General features: G+C 69.0%; 14 protein-coding genes. 7 read left to right on the top strand and 7 right to left on the bottom strand.

The window, feature by feature from the left end:
- Nucleotides 1-37: 37 nt before the first annotated feature.
- Nucleotides 38-928, bottom strand: coding sequence for an alpha/beta fold hydrolase (locus tag AB0I12_RS06715; RefSeq protein WP_359925583.1), 891 nt, complete (start codon nucleotides 926-928; stop codon nucleotides 38-40).
- Between the two features lie 55 nt (nucleotides 929-983).
- On the opposite strand from AB0I12_RS06715, the gene AB0I12_RS06710 reads away from it, so the two are divergent.
- On the top strand, nucleotides 984-1,517 hold the full coding sequence (locus tag AB0I12_RS06710; RefSeq protein WP_359925581.1) for a helix-turn-helix domain-containing protein: 534 nt from the start codon (nucleotides 984-986) through the stop codon (nucleotides 1,515-1,517).
- Between the two features lie 123 nt (nucleotides 1,518-1,640).
- Here AB0I12_RS06710 and AB0I12_RS06705 read toward each other — a convergent pair whose 3' ends face one another.
- Nucleotides 1,641-2,624 (bottom strand): sugar kinase, encoded by a 984-nt coding sequence (locus AB0I12_RS06705; RefSeq protein ID WP_359925578.1) that lies wholly within the window; start codon nucleotides 2,622-2,624, stop codon nucleotides 1,641-1,643.
- A gap of 182 nt (nucleotides 2,625-2,806) precedes the next feature.
- Entirely contained in the window at nucleotides 2,807-3,427 is a 621-nt protein-coding gene (locus AB0I12_RS06700; protein ID WP_359925576.1) for a bifunctional 4-hydroxy-2-oxoglutarate aldolase/2-dehydro-3-deoxy-phosphogluconate aldolase, read from the bottom strand.
- Between the two features lie 127 nt (nucleotides 3,428-3,554).
- On the opposite strand from AB0I12_RS06700, the gene AB0I12_RS06695 reads away from it, so the two are divergent.
- Nucleotides 3,555-5,348, top strand: coding sequence for a sialidase family protein (locus tag AB0I12_RS06695; protein WP_359925573.1), 1,794 nt, complete (start codon nucleotides 3,555-3,557; stop codon nucleotides 5,346-5,348).
- A 2-nt stretch (nucleotides 5,349-5,350) separates the two neighbouring features.
- On the opposite strand, the gene AB0I12_RS06690 is transcribed toward AB0I12_RS06695, so the two are convergent.
- The 4 genes from AB0I12_RS06690 to AB0I12_RS06675 are packed head-to-tail and all read right to left on the bottom strand — an operon-like array spanning nucleotide 5,351 to nucleotide 8,755.
- Nucleotides 5,351-6,157 carry a hypothetical protein gene (locus AB0I12_RS06690; RefSeq protein WP_359925571.1) on the bottom strand — a complete coding sequence of 269 codons (807 nt, stop codon included), beginning with the start codon at nucleotides 6,155-6,157 and terminating at the stop codon, nucleotides 5,351-5,353.
- Nucleotides 6,151-7,296, bottom strand: coding sequence for a galactonate dehydratase (dgoD, locus tag AB0I12_RS06685; protein ID WP_359925568.1), 1,146 nt, complete (start codon nucleotides 7,294-7,296; stop codon nucleotides 6,151-6,153). The genes AB0I12_RS06690 and dgoD overlap by 7 nt, the downstream gene beginning before the upstream one ends.
- Nucleotides 7,293-8,036, bottom strand: coding sequence for a FadR/GntR family transcriptional regulator (locus AB0I12_RS06680; RefSeq protein ID WP_359925566.1), 744 nt, complete (start codon nucleotides 8,034-8,036; stop codon nucleotides 7,293-7,295). Before AB0I12_RS06680 ends, dgoD begins: the two co-directional genes overlap by 4 nt.
- Nucleotides 8,033-8,755, bottom strand: a complete 723-nt coding sequence (locus tag AB0I12_RS06675) for an SDR family NAD(P)-dependent oxidoreductase (protein ID WP_359925564.1) — start codon at nucleotides 8,753-8,755, stop codon at nucleotides 8,033-8,035. Before AB0I12_RS06675 ends, AB0I12_RS06680 begins: the two co-directional genes overlap by 4 nt.
- Before the next feature lie 219 nt (nucleotides 8,756-8,974).
- Between AB0I12_RS06675 and AB0I12_RS06670 the strand changes: the two genes are divergently transcribed.
- From AB0I12_RS06670 to AB0I12_RS06650, 5 genes are read left to right on the top strand one after another with little or no spacing between them, the layout of a single operon-like run.
- A complete protein-coding gene (locus tag AB0I12_RS06670) occupies nucleotides 8,975-10,258 on the top strand; it encodes a substrate-binding domain-containing protein (protein ID WP_359925562.1) in 1,284 nt (427 codons plus the stop codon).
- Nucleotides 10,255-11,184: a sugar ABC transporter permease gene (locus AB0I12_RS06665; RefSeq protein ID WP_359925559.1), complete on the top strand. Its 930-nt coding sequence runs from the start codon at nucleotides 10,255-10,257 to the stop codon at nucleotides 11,182-11,184. The genes AB0I12_RS06670 and AB0I12_RS06665 overlap by 4 nt, the downstream gene beginning before the upstream one ends.
- Nucleotides 11,181-11,996, top strand: coding sequence for a carbohydrate ABC transporter permease (locus tag AB0I12_RS06660; RefSeq protein ID WP_359925556.1), 816 nt, complete (start codon nucleotides 11,181-11,183; stop codon nucleotides 11,994-11,996). Before AB0I12_RS06665 ends, AB0I12_RS06660 begins: the two co-directional genes overlap by 4 nt.
- Nucleotides 11,993-13,975 carry an alpha-galactosidase gene (locus AB0I12_RS06655; protein ID WP_359925554.1) on the top strand — a complete coding sequence of 661 codons (1,983 nt, stop codon included), beginning with the start codon at nucleotides 11,993-11,995 and terminating at the stop codon, nucleotides 13,973-13,975. Before AB0I12_RS06660 ends, AB0I12_RS06655 begins: the two co-directional genes overlap by 4 nt.
- A 33-nt stretch (nucleotides 13,976-14,008) precedes the next feature.
- Nucleotides 14,009-16,072, top strand: coding sequence for an NPCBM/NEW2 domain-containing protein (locus AB0I12_RS06650; RefSeq protein WP_359925552.1), 2,064 nt, complete (start codon nucleotides 14,009-14,011; stop codon nucleotides 16,070-16,072).
- Nucleotides 16,073-16,102: the final 30 nt, after the last annotated feature.

The following is a 16,102-nucleotide window of genomic DNA, read 5'->3' as shown; positions in this document are numbered from 1 at the left end:
CACCGCTCCCCACCGCCGCGGTGGGGAGCGGTGTTGTCTACGGCAACCAATCGAGGATCGCCGAGAGCGCGGCCTGGTCCACGTGGCCGGCGTTCTGGTAGTCGGCCATCGTCGACGGGCCGGCGCCGGCGAAGAACAGGTGGTTGTCGGCGTCGATCACCATGACGGTGGCGTCGGTCAGGCCCTCGCGCCACGCCGGGAGGTCGTCGGCGACGGTGACCTGGTAGTCGCGTCCGCCCTGGAGGACGAGGATCGGCCGGTCCAGCTTCGCAGCGGTGGCGACCGGGTCGTACGTCCGCTGCTCCAGCCAGAACGAGGCCGGCGCACCGAACGGGAGCTCCGTCGACGGAGTGTCGAGGGAGAGTTCGGGGCTGTCGACGACGGCGGCCTGGCGATGGAAGATTCCGACGGTTTCCGCCGGGACCGCGAGATAGCGCAGCACGCGGACGGCCGCATGGTGCATCGGCTGCGTGTCGCCGGCCATGATCACCACGCCGGCGACGAGTGGCTCCTCGGCGGCGATCTTCGGGGCGATCTTCCCGCCCATGCTGTGCCCGACGAGGAAGACCCGGTCGACGTGTTCGGCGAGCGCACGGACGGCGGCGATGCCGTGCGGGACGTACTCCGCCGTCATCGTGTAGCCGGGCTCGGCCATCGCCTCGGGCCGGTTCGCGGTCAGCTTGTCGAAGCGCAGTACGGCGACATTCTGCGTGGCGAGGCCCCACGCGAGGTCCTTCAACGGCTTGTTCGGCCCGCTGGTCTCGTCGCGGTCGTACGGTCCGCCGCCGGTCAGCAGGACGACGCCGGCGCGCGGCGAGCGGAGCGGAAGGGTGACGGTGCCCGGGACGGTGCGCCCCGCTGCGTCGAGGGTGATGTCGTGCTCGGTGAACGTCGCCGGGTCGGCGTACGGGGGAGGAGTCCAGGTCATCGGCGTACCTTTCTCAATCTTTGCGAAAGGTAGCATGGCGTGAGATTGTTGCGCCATGGGGCCGTTGGAGCTGTTGGGGCATCCGGTGCGGTTGCGGATCGTGCATGCGTTGCGGGGCGGGCGCGAGCTGACGACGGCAGAGCTCGGTGAGCGGATCGCGGACGTGTCGAAGGCGACGCTCTACCGGCATGTCGAGCTGCTCGCCGAGGGCGGGATCCTCGAGGTTGCGGAGGAGCGGCGCGTGCGGGGCGCCGTCGAGCGGCGGTTCCGGCTGCGGCGCGAGCGGGCGTCGATCACACCGGAGCAGCTGGAGCAGTTGACGGCCGAGGATCACCGGCGCGGGTTCGCGGCGGCGATGGCGGCGCTCGTCGCGGAGTTCAACGCCTACGTCGATCGTGAGGGAGCCGATCCGGTCGCGGACCTCGTCGGGTACCGCCAGCACGGGATCTGGCTGACCGAGGCCGAACTCCACCAGCTCATCGAGGGCATGCGCGCGGCGATCCTCCCGGCCCTGTCCAACGAGGCCGCACCCGGCAGATCCCGCTACCTCCTCAGCCCGATCCTCTTCCCGGTAGAAGACGACACCTGACCCCGCGGCCGCGAACCGGAGACAAGCAATGGTGGGTGGGGACCTGTTATTACCTGTCTCAGCCCACCAGTTCTGGTCTCCGCCCAGCCGATCCCTGGTCGTCGAGGATGCGGGTGGTACGGGTCAGCGGAGGGCGGTGCCCTGGGTGTGGGTCAGGAGAGTCAGGTCTTCGCGGGTGGGGAGGGATTCCCAGTCGCCGTACGCCGTGACGCAGAAGGCGCCGCAGGTGGTGGCGCGGGTGAGGCGCTCCTCGGGGGAGAGGTTGTCGAGGGTCGCCGACAGGTAGCCGGAGACGAAGGCGTCGCCGGCGCCGATGCTGTCGACGACGGTCACCGGAAGTGCGGGTGCGTGGATGGTTTGCATCTCGAACGGCGGTACGACGGTGGTGGGCTCGGACAGTGTGCCGGTCGGGGTGGGCTTGGTGTGGGACCAGGCGCCCTTGCCGCCGGCGGTGACGACGACGGTGTCGACGGACTGGAGTAGTGCGGCGACAGGGTCGGTGGCGTCGGTGAGGAGGTCGAGTTCGTCGTCGGAGGCGAAGACGGTGTGGATGTGGGGGAGGAGTTCGCGCAGAGCGGTGGCCGCTGATGAGCGGGACCACAGGCGGGCTCGGTAGTTCACGTCCAGGGAGACCTGGATGCCTGCCGCGGATGCGGTGCGCGCGGCCGCGAGGGTCGCGGCGCGGGCTGTGTCTGAGAGGGCAGGGGTGATGCCCGTGATGTGGAGGAGGGTCGGGGACAGGGCGGTGATCGCCTCGGTGGTCTCTTCAGGGGTCAGCGTGGAGGCGGCCGAGCCGCGGCGGTGGTAGCTGACGCGGGTGATGTCGTGCGACGGCTGGTCGAATGCGATGAAGCCGGTGGACGCCTCGTCGGAGAACCGGATCCGGGTGCCGACGTTCTCGGCGCGGAGGGTGCGCTGGATCAGCCGCCCCGGTTCGTCGTTGCCCACGGCGCTCAGCCAGGTGACGTCGTGCCCGAGGCGCGCGACGCCGATCGCCACGTTGCTCTCGGAGCCGGCGATCGACAGGTGCGCGACGCCGCCGAGTCGCATCGGGTGCGCGGTTCGTACCGAGACCATCGTCTCGCCGATGGTCAGCAAGTTCGTCATTCCACTACTCCGTTCACTACGCCGCGACATCCCCGAAGGCTGGTCCGCTTCCGCACCCGTCACATTTGCCTGGTCCACCCATCAAATGCCGGGTTGTACACCGGTATTCAGGGTGCAGAACCCAGCATCTCCCTGGTCAACCAGGCAAATTGGCTGGTCTGCCAGGCAAATGGGTCGGAGGGTCAGATGTTGAGTTCGGTACGGAATCTGGCGCCGCGGATCGCCAGCTCTGACAGTGAGCCGCCGGTGCCGGCGTCGCCGAGCAGGGGGGATCCGACGCCGACCGCGAGTGCCCCCGCGGCCAGGTACTTCGGGGCGGACTGCGCGTCCACGCCGCCGACGGCGATCAGGGGAGCATCGGGAAGGGGAGCCCGGAGCTCGGAGAAGTAGCCGGGGCCGTACACCTTGGCCGGGAAGATCTTGACTGCGGTGGCGCCGAGGTCCAGCGCGGCGACGACCTCGGTGGGGGTCAGGGCGCCGCACAGCAGCGGCAGGCCGAGCTCGACCGAGCGGCGCGCGCCGCGGGTGATCGCCGGCGTGACGGTGAAGTCGGCCCGCGCGGCGGCGACCTCGTCGGCCTGCGCCGCGGTGACGACGGTGCCGGCGCCGATCAGGATGTCCGGGTCGTACTGCGACCGTGCCCGGGCGATCGCCTCGACCCCGCCCGGCGTGGTGAGCGAGACCTCGAGCGCGGTGACGCCGGCCTCGACGAGGGTCTGGACGCAGGCGAGCGCGGTCTCCGCCCCGTCGGCGCGGACGATCGCGAGCAGTTTCCGGCTCCGGAGTTCTCCCAGCAGGTCCATATTCTCCAACCTATGTGATCAGCGTGGACATAGGACGTCCCATGAGCTCTGGCGTGGACGCCGAATGTGTGGCTAAATTTCGAAGTGAACAACCGCCCCGTTGTTTACTTTCAGGAGGCATCCGCTCATGCCTAGGTTCAAAGCCCTCGTGACGGCGCTCGCGCTGGCCGCGCTCATCGTCCCGGCACCGCCCGCCGCCCAAGCCGCCGTGACCCAGACCGTGCTGTTCGACAAAGGGGACGCCGGCTACGGCTGCTACCGCATCCCCGCGATCGTGAAGACCAAGGCCGGCACGCTGCTCGCGTTCGCCGAGGCCCGCCGCGCGTGGTGCGCGGACTCCCAGGAGATCGACCTGGTGATGCGCCGGTCCGAGGACGACGGCCGCACCTGGTCGGCGACCCAAACTGTTCTCTCCGGTACCGACACCGACCCGAACGCGGTCGCCACGCGGGGAAACCCGGATCCGATCGTCGACTACGAGACCGGCCGGATCGTGCTGCTGAGCACGATGGACCCCGGTACGACGAGCCGCCCGCGCACGCCGTACGTCCAGTTCAGCGACGACGACGGGAAGACCTGGAGTACCGCGCGGAACATCGGCGACCAGATCGACGACCCGGCCTGGGGCTGGTACGCGACCGGCCCCGTGCACGGCATCCAGCTGACGCGAGGCACCCACGCCGGCCGCCTCGTCGCCGGCACCAACTACGACAACGGCGCCGGGCAGAACGCGGGCCAGCTCGTGTACAGCGACGACCACGGCGTGACCTGGCACAAAGGCGCGACCGATCTGCGGTCGGACGCCACGCCGCAGGAGATCAGCGTCGTCGAGAAGGTCGACGGCGGTGTGTACGCCGGTGCGCGCAACAACGCCGGTACGTCGGGAGCGAGCCGGATGGGCGCGGTGAGCAACGACGGCGGTCAAACGTTTTCCGCGCCGTTCACCACGATCGCCGGCCTGACGACACCGGTCGTCCAAGGTTCGCTGCAGCGCCTCAGGGCGGTCGACCGAGGCGACAAGTACAACCGCATCCTGTTCGCCGCACCGGCCGACCCGGACCGGCGCCGGTACATGACGATCCGGTCCAGTTTCGACGAGGGCAAGACCTGGCAGACCGTTGCCGAGGGCACCAGGATCACCAGCGACTGGTCCGGCTACTCCGATCTGGCGGTCCTCGACACCGGCGAGATCGGCCTGCTCTACGAGGGCGGCTCGGTCGACGCCCGTGACCAGATCCGCTTCGCACGCTTCACCGAGAACGACATCGGCCACCCCGACGCGCCCCTCGGCCCGACCACCCCGGACGTCTCGGGTTACGGCAACGCCAGCTACCTGCGCGGTGGAACGACGGCGGTGACCGGCAAGTTCGGCCAGGCGCGAGATCTGGACGGTGTCGACGACGCGATCCAGTTGCCGTTCGCCGAGTCCCTGGCCACGAACGCGGGTGATTTCACGGCGATGGCGTGGATCAAGTACGGCGCGAGCACGGCCAATCAGGCGATCTTCTGGGCTTACGGGATCAACGAGTTCTCCCAGTTCTGGCTCCGCGCCGAACCCGCGGACAGTCGTATCCGCGGCCTGATCACCACCGGTGGCGCCACGGCCGCCGTACAGACGACGAAGGCCTACAACGACAACGCCTGGCATCACGTCGCTCTGCAGCGCAAGGCCGGCACGCTCTCGATCTGGGTCGACGGCACCCAGGCCGCGAGCGTCACGGCGCCGACCGGCTCGGTCAGCCCCGGCCGTCCGTTCAAGATGTACGTCGGGCAGCGCCTCGACGGAGCACACCACTTCGACGGCTCGATGGACGAGATCCGCATCTACAAGCGTGCCCTGACCGCGACCGAGCTGAACAGCATTCGCACCGCCAACAGCACCTCGGTGCCCGGCGCCGTCCTCGATCTGCCGCTGGGGTGACATCACACTGGCCTGGCGGACACGGTCAGCCGCCAGGTCAGTTCACCACTCGCGGGGACGACCGCGGCGTCGTCCGGACCGGCGGTCGCCAGGTCGAACACACGGCCCAGCATCGGCTCGACGCCGAGACTCCGGTACGGCGCGTCGTCCGGGAAGCCGCCCTGGTTGCGCCACAGCGCGGTGGAGACTGGTTGCCCCGGGCAACTCAAGGTCAGGCTGAGCTCGGCGCCGCGATCCTGGACCGAGACCGCCGGGCAGTCCAGCAGGACGGCGCCGACGGCGGTGCCGTCCGTGGTGCCGTACGTGTCGAGGTCGAGAGGAGTCGGCCAGACGGCCGTCACCCACGGCGCATCCGCCGGCCATGCCCAGGGAAGGAGAGGGGCGGACTCGGGGTACAGCCTGCATTCGGTCCCGGGCACCGGGGAGATGACGGCACCTTCGGCACAGTCGAGCAATGCGTGAGCAGCCCAGATGAACCGGTAACCCGGAGCCGCCTCGAGGTGGTAGTCGACGGCGACCGTGTCGGTGCCGGAGGTGATGGTGCGGGTCAGGATCGCGCCGTCGTACACCACCGACCCGTCCCACGGCTGGTTCCACAGGCCGCCGTGATCAGGTTCGCCGCGAACGGTCGGGAAGCATTCGTCGAGCCCGCCGGCGTCGATGAAGGTGGCCAGACCGGCTCGGGAGCCGGTGATCAGACCCGGACCCGCCCACAGCCATTCGCGTCCCGCGAGGTGCAGGGAGGTCCACCTGCCGCCGTCCTGGGCGTCGACCGTGACCAGGCGGCCGGCGCCCTGCTCGGTCACCATTCGGCGAACGATCCGTCGTCGTGGGTCCACACCGGGTTGCGCCATGTGTGACCGATCCGGTCCGCGGCGCGGACGGCGTCCTCGTCGACCGTGATTCCCAAGCCGGGCAGGGGATTCCACTCCGCGTGGCCGTTGACCCAGGTGAACGGCGCCGGATCCACGACGTACGACGTGAGGTCGCTCGACACGTTGTAGTGGATGCCCCGGCTCTGCTCCTGGATCAGGAAGTTCGGGGTCGCGAACGAGACCTGCAGGGACGCCGCCAGCGAGATCGGGCCGAGCGGGCAATGCGGCGCCAGCAGGGCCCCGTGCGCATCCGCTAGGACGGCGATGCGGCGCAGCTCGGAGATCCCGCCCGCGTGCGAGACGTCGGGTTGCACGACGGCGACGCCGGCGTTCAGCGGCGCCATGAAGTCCGCCCGGTGGTACAACCGTTCTCCCAGGGCGACCGGCACCGTCGACGTCGTGACGACCTCGGCCAGATGCGCCATCTGCTCCGGAAGCACCGGCTCCTCGACGAACATCGGCTGCAGGTCCTCGACCGCGTGCAGGATCCGCCGCGCCGCGGCCACGCCGACCCGTCCGTGCAGATCGATCGCGACGTCCCGGGAGTCACCGAGAACCGAGCGAGCGGCGGCCAGCCGGGTGACGATGTCGTTGACCTCGGCAACGGACGGGGACGCCTGGATCTGCCCGCTGGCGTTCATCTTGACCGCCGTCATTCCGGCCGCCACCTGCTCGGCGACCGACTCGGCGATGGCGGACGGTTCGTCACCGCCGACCCATGCGTAGACGCGGACCCGGTCCCGGACCCGCCCACCGAGGAGCGCCGCGACCGGCGCGCCGTACACCTTGCCGGCGATGTCCCAGAGTGCGTGGTCCAGTCCGGCCACGGCACTGCTCAGCACCGGGCCGCCGCGGTAGAAGCCGCCCTTGGTCAGCACCTGCCAATGCCGCTCGATCTGCAGCGGGTCCTTGCCGATCAGGTACTCGGCCAGGACGTCGATCGCGGCGCGGACGACCTCGGCGCGTCCTTCGACGACCGGTTCGCCCCATCCGACGATGCCGTCGCTGGTCTCGATCCGGCAGAACAGCCAGCGCGGCGGGACGAGGAACGTCTCGATGCGTTCGATCTTCACCGGCGCCGCCGGGCACGGGTCGAGCCGCGGACCTCGGTGAGGTCCTCGGCCGCCTTCGCGAGCAGTTCCCGCATCGCGAGCTCGGCGCCTTCGGGGTCGTGGGCGCGGACCGCGTCCACCACCCGCCGGTGGCTGGGCACCGGGTCGTCCGAAGGCTTCACCTTGTGCACCAGCCGGTCGCGGTCGGCGAGCCCGGTCTCCATGATCACTTCCATCTTGGTCAGCAGTTCGTTGCCGGTCGCGGCGAGCAGCGCCCGGTGGAAGGCGAGGTCCGCGGTCACGGCGGCGAGGTCGTCGGTCGCCGACTCCATCGCCGCCAGTGCCTCGTCGAGCGCGGTGAGGTGGGTATCGTCCGAGCGCAGCGCGGCCAGCCGGGCGGCGGCCGGCTCGACGATGCCGCGCACCTCGTGCAGTTCCTCGAGCAGCTCGGGCCGGGCGTCCGCGTCGCTGAAGTGCCAGCGGATCATGTCGGCATCGAGCAGGTTCCAGTCCGAGCGTGGCCGGACGAATGTCCCGCGCTTCTGCCGTGCGTCCACCAGGCCCTTGGCAGTCAGCACCTTCAAGGCCTCACGGACCGCGGTGAGGCTGACGCCGAGGTCGGACTGCAGTTCGGTGACGTTGATGGTCGCTCCCTCCGGGATCTGCCCGGACAGGATGCGCTGCGCCATCACTTCCACGATCTGCCCGTGCAGTCCCCGCGGTACCCCACGCTGAATCCCCGTCACCCTGCTCTCCCTCACGCCGAATCCTTCACGGCGGACCATCCGCCGTCGACCACCAGGCTGGTCGCGGTGACGAACGACGCCTCGTGTGACAGCAGGAACGCCACCGCCTGGGCCACCTCGTCCGGCTGCCCGAGCCGCTTGAGTGCCGTCGCCTGGGCGCTTCGCTCGCGCGCTTCGGTGTCGACCCGGTCCCACATCGCGGTGACGACCGGGCCCGGAAGCACGCTGTTCACGCGGATCGACCGGCCGTACTCGACGGCGAGCTGCCGTCCGAGCGCGACCAGCGCGCCCTTGGTCGCGGCGTACGCCGGATGCCCGGGCAGGCCGGCCAGCGCGTGCACCGACGACACCAGTACGACGGAGCCCGCGCCCGCGACAAGGTCCTCGTACAGGGCCTGGAAGCCGAGGAACGCGGCGGTCAGGTTGACGTCGAGCTGCCGCTGCCAGGACGGCGGCGGCAGTTCGTGGGCCGGCTTCACGTCGACGACGACCGCGTTGCTGACGAATCCGTCGATCGGGCCGAGCTCGTCGCGCCCGCGGGACCGGACCTCCGCCCAGGTGTCCGGCGACGACACGTCGCCGATCACGCTGATCGCCTTGCCAGGCACGTCCTTGCAGGGGTGTACGTCGACCTGCACCACCTGCGCGCCCTCGGTCAGCGCCCGTTCGGCGCAGGCCGCGCCGATCCCCGACGCGGCCCCGGTCACCACGATCACCCGCCCAGCCAGCCGCACCAGCGCCTCCTTCGATCCGCTCCTACCCAAGCACGGAGGCAGGCCGCTTCCAACGATGAACGAGGCATCAGTTGATCGTGACGCCCGTGTCGCGTCAAGCGATTTGCTCGTAATTTACGAATTAATATTGACACCTGCGACGCGCCGCCGCAAGATCGTCCGCAACACACCACTCACCCGACTGGCATCGCCGGCCGGGCAGATCTCAGGAGTTAGGGCATGACGGGTCTGGCAGCGGATCGACGCACATTCCTCAAGGGGCTCGGGCTGCTCGGGGCGGCCACCCTGGTCCCCGGGTGCGCGACGTCGTCGAAGAGTCCGGGCAGCGGCAGCGCCGCCACCGGTGAGGTCGCACTGCAGTCGAACCTCTCGAGTGAGCAGGCCAAGGCCGCGATGGAGAAACTCGTTGCCGCGTACAACAAGACCGGCGGCTCGCAGGTCAAGCTCAACACGGTCGCCGCGGAGATCTTCCGGACCCAGCTGCCGACGTACCTGACCTCGGCGAACCCGCCGGACGTCTACACCTGGTACGCCGGGTCGGTCGCGGACTCGTACGCGAAGAAGGACCTGCTGCTCGACGTCTCGAGCGTGTGGGACTCGATGGGCAACTACTCCAAGGCGATGCAGACGCTGTCCACGAGCAGCGCCGGGCAGAAGATCTTCGTGCCGACCAGCTACTACTGGTGGGGCATGTTCTACCGCAAGTCGAACTTCGCCAAGTGGGGCGTGACGCCGCCGAAGACCTGGGACGAGTTCGTCGCGGTGTGCAAGACCATCCAGAGCAAGGGCGTGCCGCCGATCGGTATCGGGCTCGGCGACACCCCGTGGGTCGCGTCGGCGTGGTTCGACTACCTGAACATCCGGATCAACGGCGCGCCGTTCCACCGGCAGCTGCTGGCCGGCGAGGGGAACTTCACCGACCCGAAGGTGAAGGCGGTCTTCACCAAGTGGCGTGAGGTGCTGCCGTACTTCGACCCGAAGGGCAAGTCGTTCCCGTTCCAGGAGGCGACCTCGGCGCTGCTCGCGGGCAAGACCGGGATGTTCCTGATCGGGACGTTCTTCGCGGACTCGGCGCCGAAGGACGCGCTCGACGACATCGACTTCTTCCAGTTCCCGATCATCGATCCGGCCGTGCCGGTGGCCGAGGAGGCGCCGACCGACGGGTACTTCGCGTCCAAGAAGGTGAAGGACGCCGACGGCACGAAGAAGTTCATGACCTGGCTGGCGACGGCCGAGGCGCAGGAGATCTACGTCCAGAACTCCTCCGGCACGGTCATCCCGGCGAACCCGGACGGGAAGGCCGCCGACACCCCGCTGGTGAAGAAGGGCAAGGCGATGATCGAAGGCGCCGCCGAGATCACCCAGTTCTTCAACCGCGACTCGAGTGACGCGCTGCAGCCGACCGCCGACGCCGCCCTCACCAAGTTCCTCGACAAGCCGGATCAGATCGACCAGATCCTGAAGGACTGGCAGGCCGCGGCAGCGAAGGTTTTCAAGGCGTGACTGTCACCGCTGTGGAAGCACGGAGCCGGGCCGGCAGCGGCTCGGCCTCCGGAAAACGTCGTACGCGGCGGGTGTCGCCGCTCATCCTCGCGTTCGTGCTGGTGCCGTTCGCGATCGAAGCGGTGTGGGTGTTCTGGCCCGCGCTGCAGGGGTTCTGGCTGGCCCTGACCAGTTGGGACGGGTTGTCGGCGCCGCGGTTCGTCGGGTTCGGAAACTTCTCCGACATGGTTTCCGATCCGATTTTCCGGACCGCGCTCAAGAACACGGCGATCTGGCTGGTGCTGTTCGGCGGGCTGAGCGTCGCGGGCGGCTTCGGGATGGCGTTGCTCCTGCAGCGCGAGCGCCGCGGCGTCGGGATCTACCGGGCGGCCCTGTTCACCCCGGTGGTCTTCAGCCTGGTCGTGACCGCGCTGATCTGGCGGGTGTTCTACCAGCCGGACGGTCTCGTCGACACGGTTTTCCGGACCGTCGGCCTGGGCAACTTCGTCCGCCCGTGGCTGGCCGACCCGGACACCGCGTTGTACGCCGTCATCGTGCCGGCCCTGTGGCGCCAGATCGGGTACGTGATGGTGCTGTACCTGGCCGGCCTGAAGGCCGTCGACCCGGCGCTGTACGAGGCCGCGAAGGTCGACGGCGCGTCCGCCTGGCAGCGCACGCGCTACGTCACGATCCCGCAGCTCAAGGGCGTGAACTCGGTCGTGCTGTCGGTGATCGTGATCGACTCGCTGCGATCCTTCGACATCGTCTGGTCGATGACGAAGGGCGGTCCGTACCACTCGTCCGAACTGCTCAGCACCTACATGTACTCGACCGCGTTCCAGTCCACCCAGCTCGGGTACGCCTCCGCGCTCGCGGTCGTGATCTTCCTGCTCGCCCTCGCCGTCATCCTCGGCTACCTGATCCGCGCCTTCCGGGAGGAAACGTGATACGGCGTACCAGCTACCACGTCGCGATGGGGCTGATCTCGTTCCTGTGGGTCGCGCCGATCCTGTGGGTGGTGGTGATCTCGTTCCGTTCGTTCGACGACGTCGCGGCGAGCGGGCTCGGCTCGCTGCCGCACTCGTTCACGTTCTCGACCTACAAGTCGGCGTGGGAGGACGCGGACGAGTTCCGCGCGCTGATCAACAGCCTGCTGGTGACGATCCCGGCCGTGCTGCTGAGTCTCGGGCTCGCCTCGGTGGCGGCGTACGGGCTCGCGCGCTACAGCATTCCGTTCCGGCGGACGATCCTGTTGCTGATGTTGATGGGCAACCTGCTGCCGCCGCAGATCCTGCTGATCCCGATCTCGCGCTTCGTCGAGCTGATCGGGTACTACGACACGCTCATCGCACTGATCGCGGTGCACGTCGGGTTCGGGCTGGGCTTCTACACGTTCGTCCTGCACGGGTTCATGCGCGACCTGCCGCGCGAGATCCAGGAAGCGGCGACCATCGACGGAGCCGGGCCGGGGAAGATCTACTCGGCGGTGATCCTGCCGCTGACCCGGCCGGCGCTGGCGGCGCTCGGTGCGCTGTCGTTCACGTGGATCTTCAACGACTTGTTGTGGTCGATCACCGTGATCCGCTCCGGCGACAAGATGCCGGTCACGCCGGCGCTGCTCGGCCTCCAAGGGCTGTTCGTTTCGTCGTGGAATGTGATCGCGGCGGGCACAGTGATCGCCGCGGTGCCAACGGTCGCGGTCTTCCTCCGCTTCCAGAAGCACTTCGTCGGCGGCCTGGCGATCGGGGCCGTCAAGTGAGGACCTGGACGCTACGCGGTACGACGACGTCGTATGTCGTCGGTGTGCCGGAGCACGGTCAGTGGGCGCAGTTGGTCGCCTGGGGACCTGGTCCGGCGCCGGTCGAGGTGGTCGGGACCGAGCACTTCGTACCGCGGGCCGATGTGGAGCCGCTGGAGTACGGCGTCCGCGGAGTTCGCTACACGTCTCCGGTCGAGCTTGTGGTGAGCGGCCCGGACGGCTCCGACGAGCTGCGCCCGCTCTTCACCGGAGACGGAGGCGAGGCCGGGGACGAGCTGGTGCTGGAGTTCACGGACGAGGTCAGGGGTGTGGGAGTTGTCCTGCACTACCGGATGGTCGGCGACGTGGTGGAGCGGTGGGTCTCCGTGCGCAACGCCGGGACCGAAGAGCTCACGCTGCATCGGCACGACTCCGCCGGGTTCGTGGTGCCGGTGGGGAACACGGTCAAGTACTTGTGGGGCGAGTGGAACAGCGAGTTCCAGCAGGCGTCCGTGACCCTGCCGCGCGGACGGTTCACGATCGGGAGCGCGCAGGGGATCACAGGGCATTCGTACTCGCCGTTCCTCGCGACGGACGGGGACGTGGCGTACGGCGTCCAGCTGGCGTGGTCCGGGTCCTGGGAGATGTCCGCCGACGTCGACACCACCGGCCTTCTCCGCATTCAGGCCGGCCGGAGTGCTTCGAGCCTTGGAACGCGGCTGGGTCCGGGCGAGACCTGGGAGTCGCCGAAGGCTGTCGGGGCTTGTAGCGCCGAGGGTCCTGACGGCTTGGCTCGAACGTTCCACGAGTACGCCCGGGCCGGGTCGCGAAAACGTGTTCCGAAGGTCCTGTACAACTCGTGGTTCGCGACCGAGTTCGACCTCCGTGCCGAGCATCAGCTCGAGCTGGCGCGGCGGGCGGCGGGGATCGGCGTCGAAACGTTCGTGGTGGACGACGGGTGGTTCGTCGGGCGGTCCGACGACACCGGCGGGCTGGGCGACTGGGAGGTCGACGCGGCCAAGTTCCCTCGCGGGCTGGACGGTTTCATCGCCGACCTGCACGGGCTGGGGCTCGATTTCGGTCTGTGGATCGAGCCTGAGTCGGTCAGCCCGACGTCGCAGCTGGCGCAGGAGCATCCCGAGTGGATCCTCCGGACGCCCGGCCGCGAGCCGGTGCCGGTCCGCAACCAGTTGCTGCTCGATCTCAGCCGGGACGAGGTCGCCGAGTTCATCTGGAGCACGTTGGATCGGCTGCTGTCGTCGTACGACATCTCGTATCTGAAATGGGATGCGAATCGGCCGCGGCTCGACACCGGGGATGTGCGGCGCGACGTCGACGGACTGGCGGTGAGGAATCTCTACGCCATTCTGGATCGGCTGCGGACCCGGCACCCCGATGTATCCGTCGAAGGCTGCGCAGGCGGCGGCGCGAGGGTGGACCTGGGCATGGCGGCGCGCGTCGACACGCTCTGGCCGTCCGACAACACGGCGCCGCTGGATCGGCTGAAGATCCAGGAGGGTTTCCGCACCGGGTTCGCGCCGCACCTGATGAGCTCGTGGGTGACCGACGCGGAAGGTACACACGACGGCCGGCAGCGATCGCTCGACTTCCGGTTCCACGTGGCGATGGCCGGGGTGCTCGGGATCGGCGCGGACCTGTCGCGCTGGAACGACGAGCAGCTGAAGACGGCGGCGCGACACATCGAGCAGTACAAGGGCTTCCGGGAATTGATTGCCGACAGCAAGGTCTACGGCCTGGATGCCGGTGTGCAGTACGTCGGACCGCGGAAGTCCGTGGTGTTCCTGTGGGAGACCGGTGACAGCAACGTGCGCGGCACACTGCCGACCCGGCCGCGGCGGGTGCCGCTGGCCGGGCTGGATCCGGCCAAGAACTACCGGGTGGGCGAGCACGCCTACCCGGGCAGCTACCTGCTGCAGGTCGGGGTCGTCGTCGACGGCTCCGCCGATTCGCACTGCCTGGTCGTCGAGTCGATCGACTGACCATCCGCTCAAACGGCAGCAAAGGAAACGAAGATGCTCAGACGACTCCTGGGTGGGGTGACCGCGGCGGCGTTGCTGGCCGGCGCGCTCGCGGCCACGACCGGAGCTGTGGCGGCTCAGGCCACAGCTCCGGTCCTCAGCCCGACGCCCTACATGGGCTGGAACACGTACTACGGTCTCGGCGGCGACTTCACCGAGGACACGATCAAGGCGGTCGCGGACTCACTGGTGAGCCGCGGACTGGCGAAGGCCGGGTACGACATCGTGTGGCTGGACGGCGGCTGGCAGGCCGACCAGTCCCGCAGTGAAGCCGGCGACCTGGTGCCGAACCCGGCCAAGTTCCCGAACGGCCTGAAGCCGCTGGTCGACTACATCCACAGCAAGGGCCTGAAGGCCGGCATCTACACCGACGCCGGCCCGTACATCCCGGGCAAGTGCGGTCTCGGCAGCGGCGGGTACTACCAGCGCGACGCGGATCAGTTCGCCGCCTGGGGTTTCGACGCGGTCAAGGTCGACTACCTGTGTGGTATCGCGGCGAACCTGGACCCCAAGACGGTCTACACCGAGTTCGCCCAGGCGCTGCGGAACAACGCCAGCCACCGGCCGATGATCTTCAACCTGTGCAACCCGGTGACGTCACCGGACTGGGGCAACTACCCGGAGTCCCAGCAGTCGATCAGCTCCTGGTCGTACGCGCCGGCGATCGCGCAGTCGTGGCGGACCTACACCGACGTCGGGTTCCAGGGCGACATCAAGTTCAAGGACGTCCTGCGGAACTACGACGCGAACGCCCGGCACCCGGAGGTCGTGAAGCCGGGCGCGTTCAGCGACCCGGACTACCTGGCACCCGAGCTCGGGATGAGCGACGAGGAGTTTCGCACGCAGCTCACGCTGTGGGCGGTGGCTGCCGCGCCGCTGGTGGTCGGGAGCGACGTGCGCAAGCTGAGCGCGACGACGATCGGGATGCTGACCGACCCGGACGTGGTCGCGATCAATCAGGACAAGGCCGCTGTGCAGGCAGTGCGGGTCGGCGCGGCCGGTACGACGGAGACCTGGGTGAAGCGGCTCGCCGACGGCAGCCGGGCCGTGGTCCTGCTGAACCGGGGCGACAGCGCGAAGACCATCACCACCTCCGCGTCGGCGGTCGGTCTCAGCGGTGACCGATTCACGCTGAAGAACGCATGGACCGACAAGGTGACCGAGAGCGGCGGCGTGATCAGCGCGGCGGTCCCGGCGCACGGTACGGCGCTGTTCCGCGTCTCGGCGGCCCGTGGCGTCCCCGGGGTCCCGCACGTGACGGCGGGGATCCCGCAGGTGACCAAGGTCGGCACGGACCCGCAGCCCGAGGGTGCCGCGCCGGTGGTCGCCGGTGGTGACGAACTGACCGTGCAGGTTGCTGTCCGCAACGACGGACTCATGCCGGTGTTCACCCCGGCCGTGACAGTTGCCGGCGGCACCGGGTGGACAGTGAAGCCGTTGTCGAAGGCACCTGCTCTGATCGAGGGTGGCGAGCAGGCGACGTTCGGGTTCACCGTGACGCTGCCCGCCGGGGCCGCGCCCGGTACCGCGAGCCTGACCGCGACCACGACGTACCAGGCGATCGGGTACGGCGTGCAGCAGCAGACGACCGTGCTGTCCCCGGTGGTTGTCGCGCCCGCACCGCCCAGTGGGACCGTGCCGTTGTCGCACCATCAGTGGATCACCGCGACCAGCGGCTGGATGTCGCCGACGATCGACGAAAGCGTGGGTGGCGGCAACCCGATCAAGCTCACCGGAACGACGTACGCGACCGGCATCGGTGTGGCGTCCCCGTCGCTGATCCGGTACTACCTGGGTAAGTCGTGCGCGCGGTTCACCGGCACCGTCGGCATCGACGACGTGGTGAGCAACGTCGGACCGGACGGCGGTACGTCGACGTTCCAGGTCGTCGGTGACGGCAAGGTCTTGTTCGACAGCGGCACCGTCGACCGCAACACGGCGAAGCAGTTCGACGTCGACCTGACCGGCGTCCGCGTCCTGGACCTCCTCGTCGGCGATGCCGGCGACGGCGGCTACAACGACCGCGCCGACTGGGCCGCACCGACCGCGACCTGCTGACCACGATGTGAAGGGGGCGGTCTGCGAAGA

The sequence above is a fragment of the Kribbella sp. NPDC050459 genome, assembly GCF_040655315.1.
GTDB lineage: Bacteria > Actinomycetota > Actinomycetes > Propionibacteriales > Kribbellaceae > Kribbella.
Note: the sequence above shows the minus strand (reverse complement) of the source record. Positions and strands in the feature narration are given on the sequence as shown.

Excerpts from the sequence above, each read along its gene's own strand:
- AB0I12_RS06650 (WP_359925552.1), top strand. The coding sequence starts at position 14,009 with ATGCTCAGACGACTCCTGGGTGGGGTGACCGCGGCGGCGTTGCTGGCC.
- AB0I12_RS06670 (WP_359925562.1), top strand. The coding sequence starts at position 8,975 with ATGACGGGTCTGGCAGCGGATCGACGCACATTCCTCAAGGGGCTCGGG.
- AB0I12_RS06690 (WP_359925571.1), bottom strand. The coding sequence starts at position 6,157 with ATGGTGACCGAGCAGGGCGCCGGCCGCCTGGTCACGGTCGACGCCCAG.
- AB0I12_RS06695 (WP_359925573.1), top strand. The coding sequence starts at position 3,555 with ATGCCTAGGTTCAAAGCCCTCGTGACGGCGCTCGCGCTGGCCGCGCTC.
- AB0I12_RS06700 (WP_359925576.1), bottom strand. The coding sequence starts at position 3,427 with ATGGACCTGCTGGGAGAACTCCGGAGCCGGAAACTGCTCGCGATCGTC.
- AB0I12_RS06715 (WP_359925583.1), bottom strand. The coding sequence starts at position 928 with ATGACCTGGACTCCTCCCCCGTACGCCGACCCGGCGACGTTCACCGAG.
- AB0I12_RS06705 (WP_359925578.1), bottom strand. The coding sequence starts at position 2,624 with ATGACGAACTTGCTGACCATCGGCGAGACGATGGTCTCGGTACGAACC.
- AB0I12_RS06710 (WP_359925581.1), top strand. The coding sequence starts at position 984 with ATGGGGCCGTTGGAGCTGTTGGGGCATCCGGTGCGGTTGCGGATCGTG.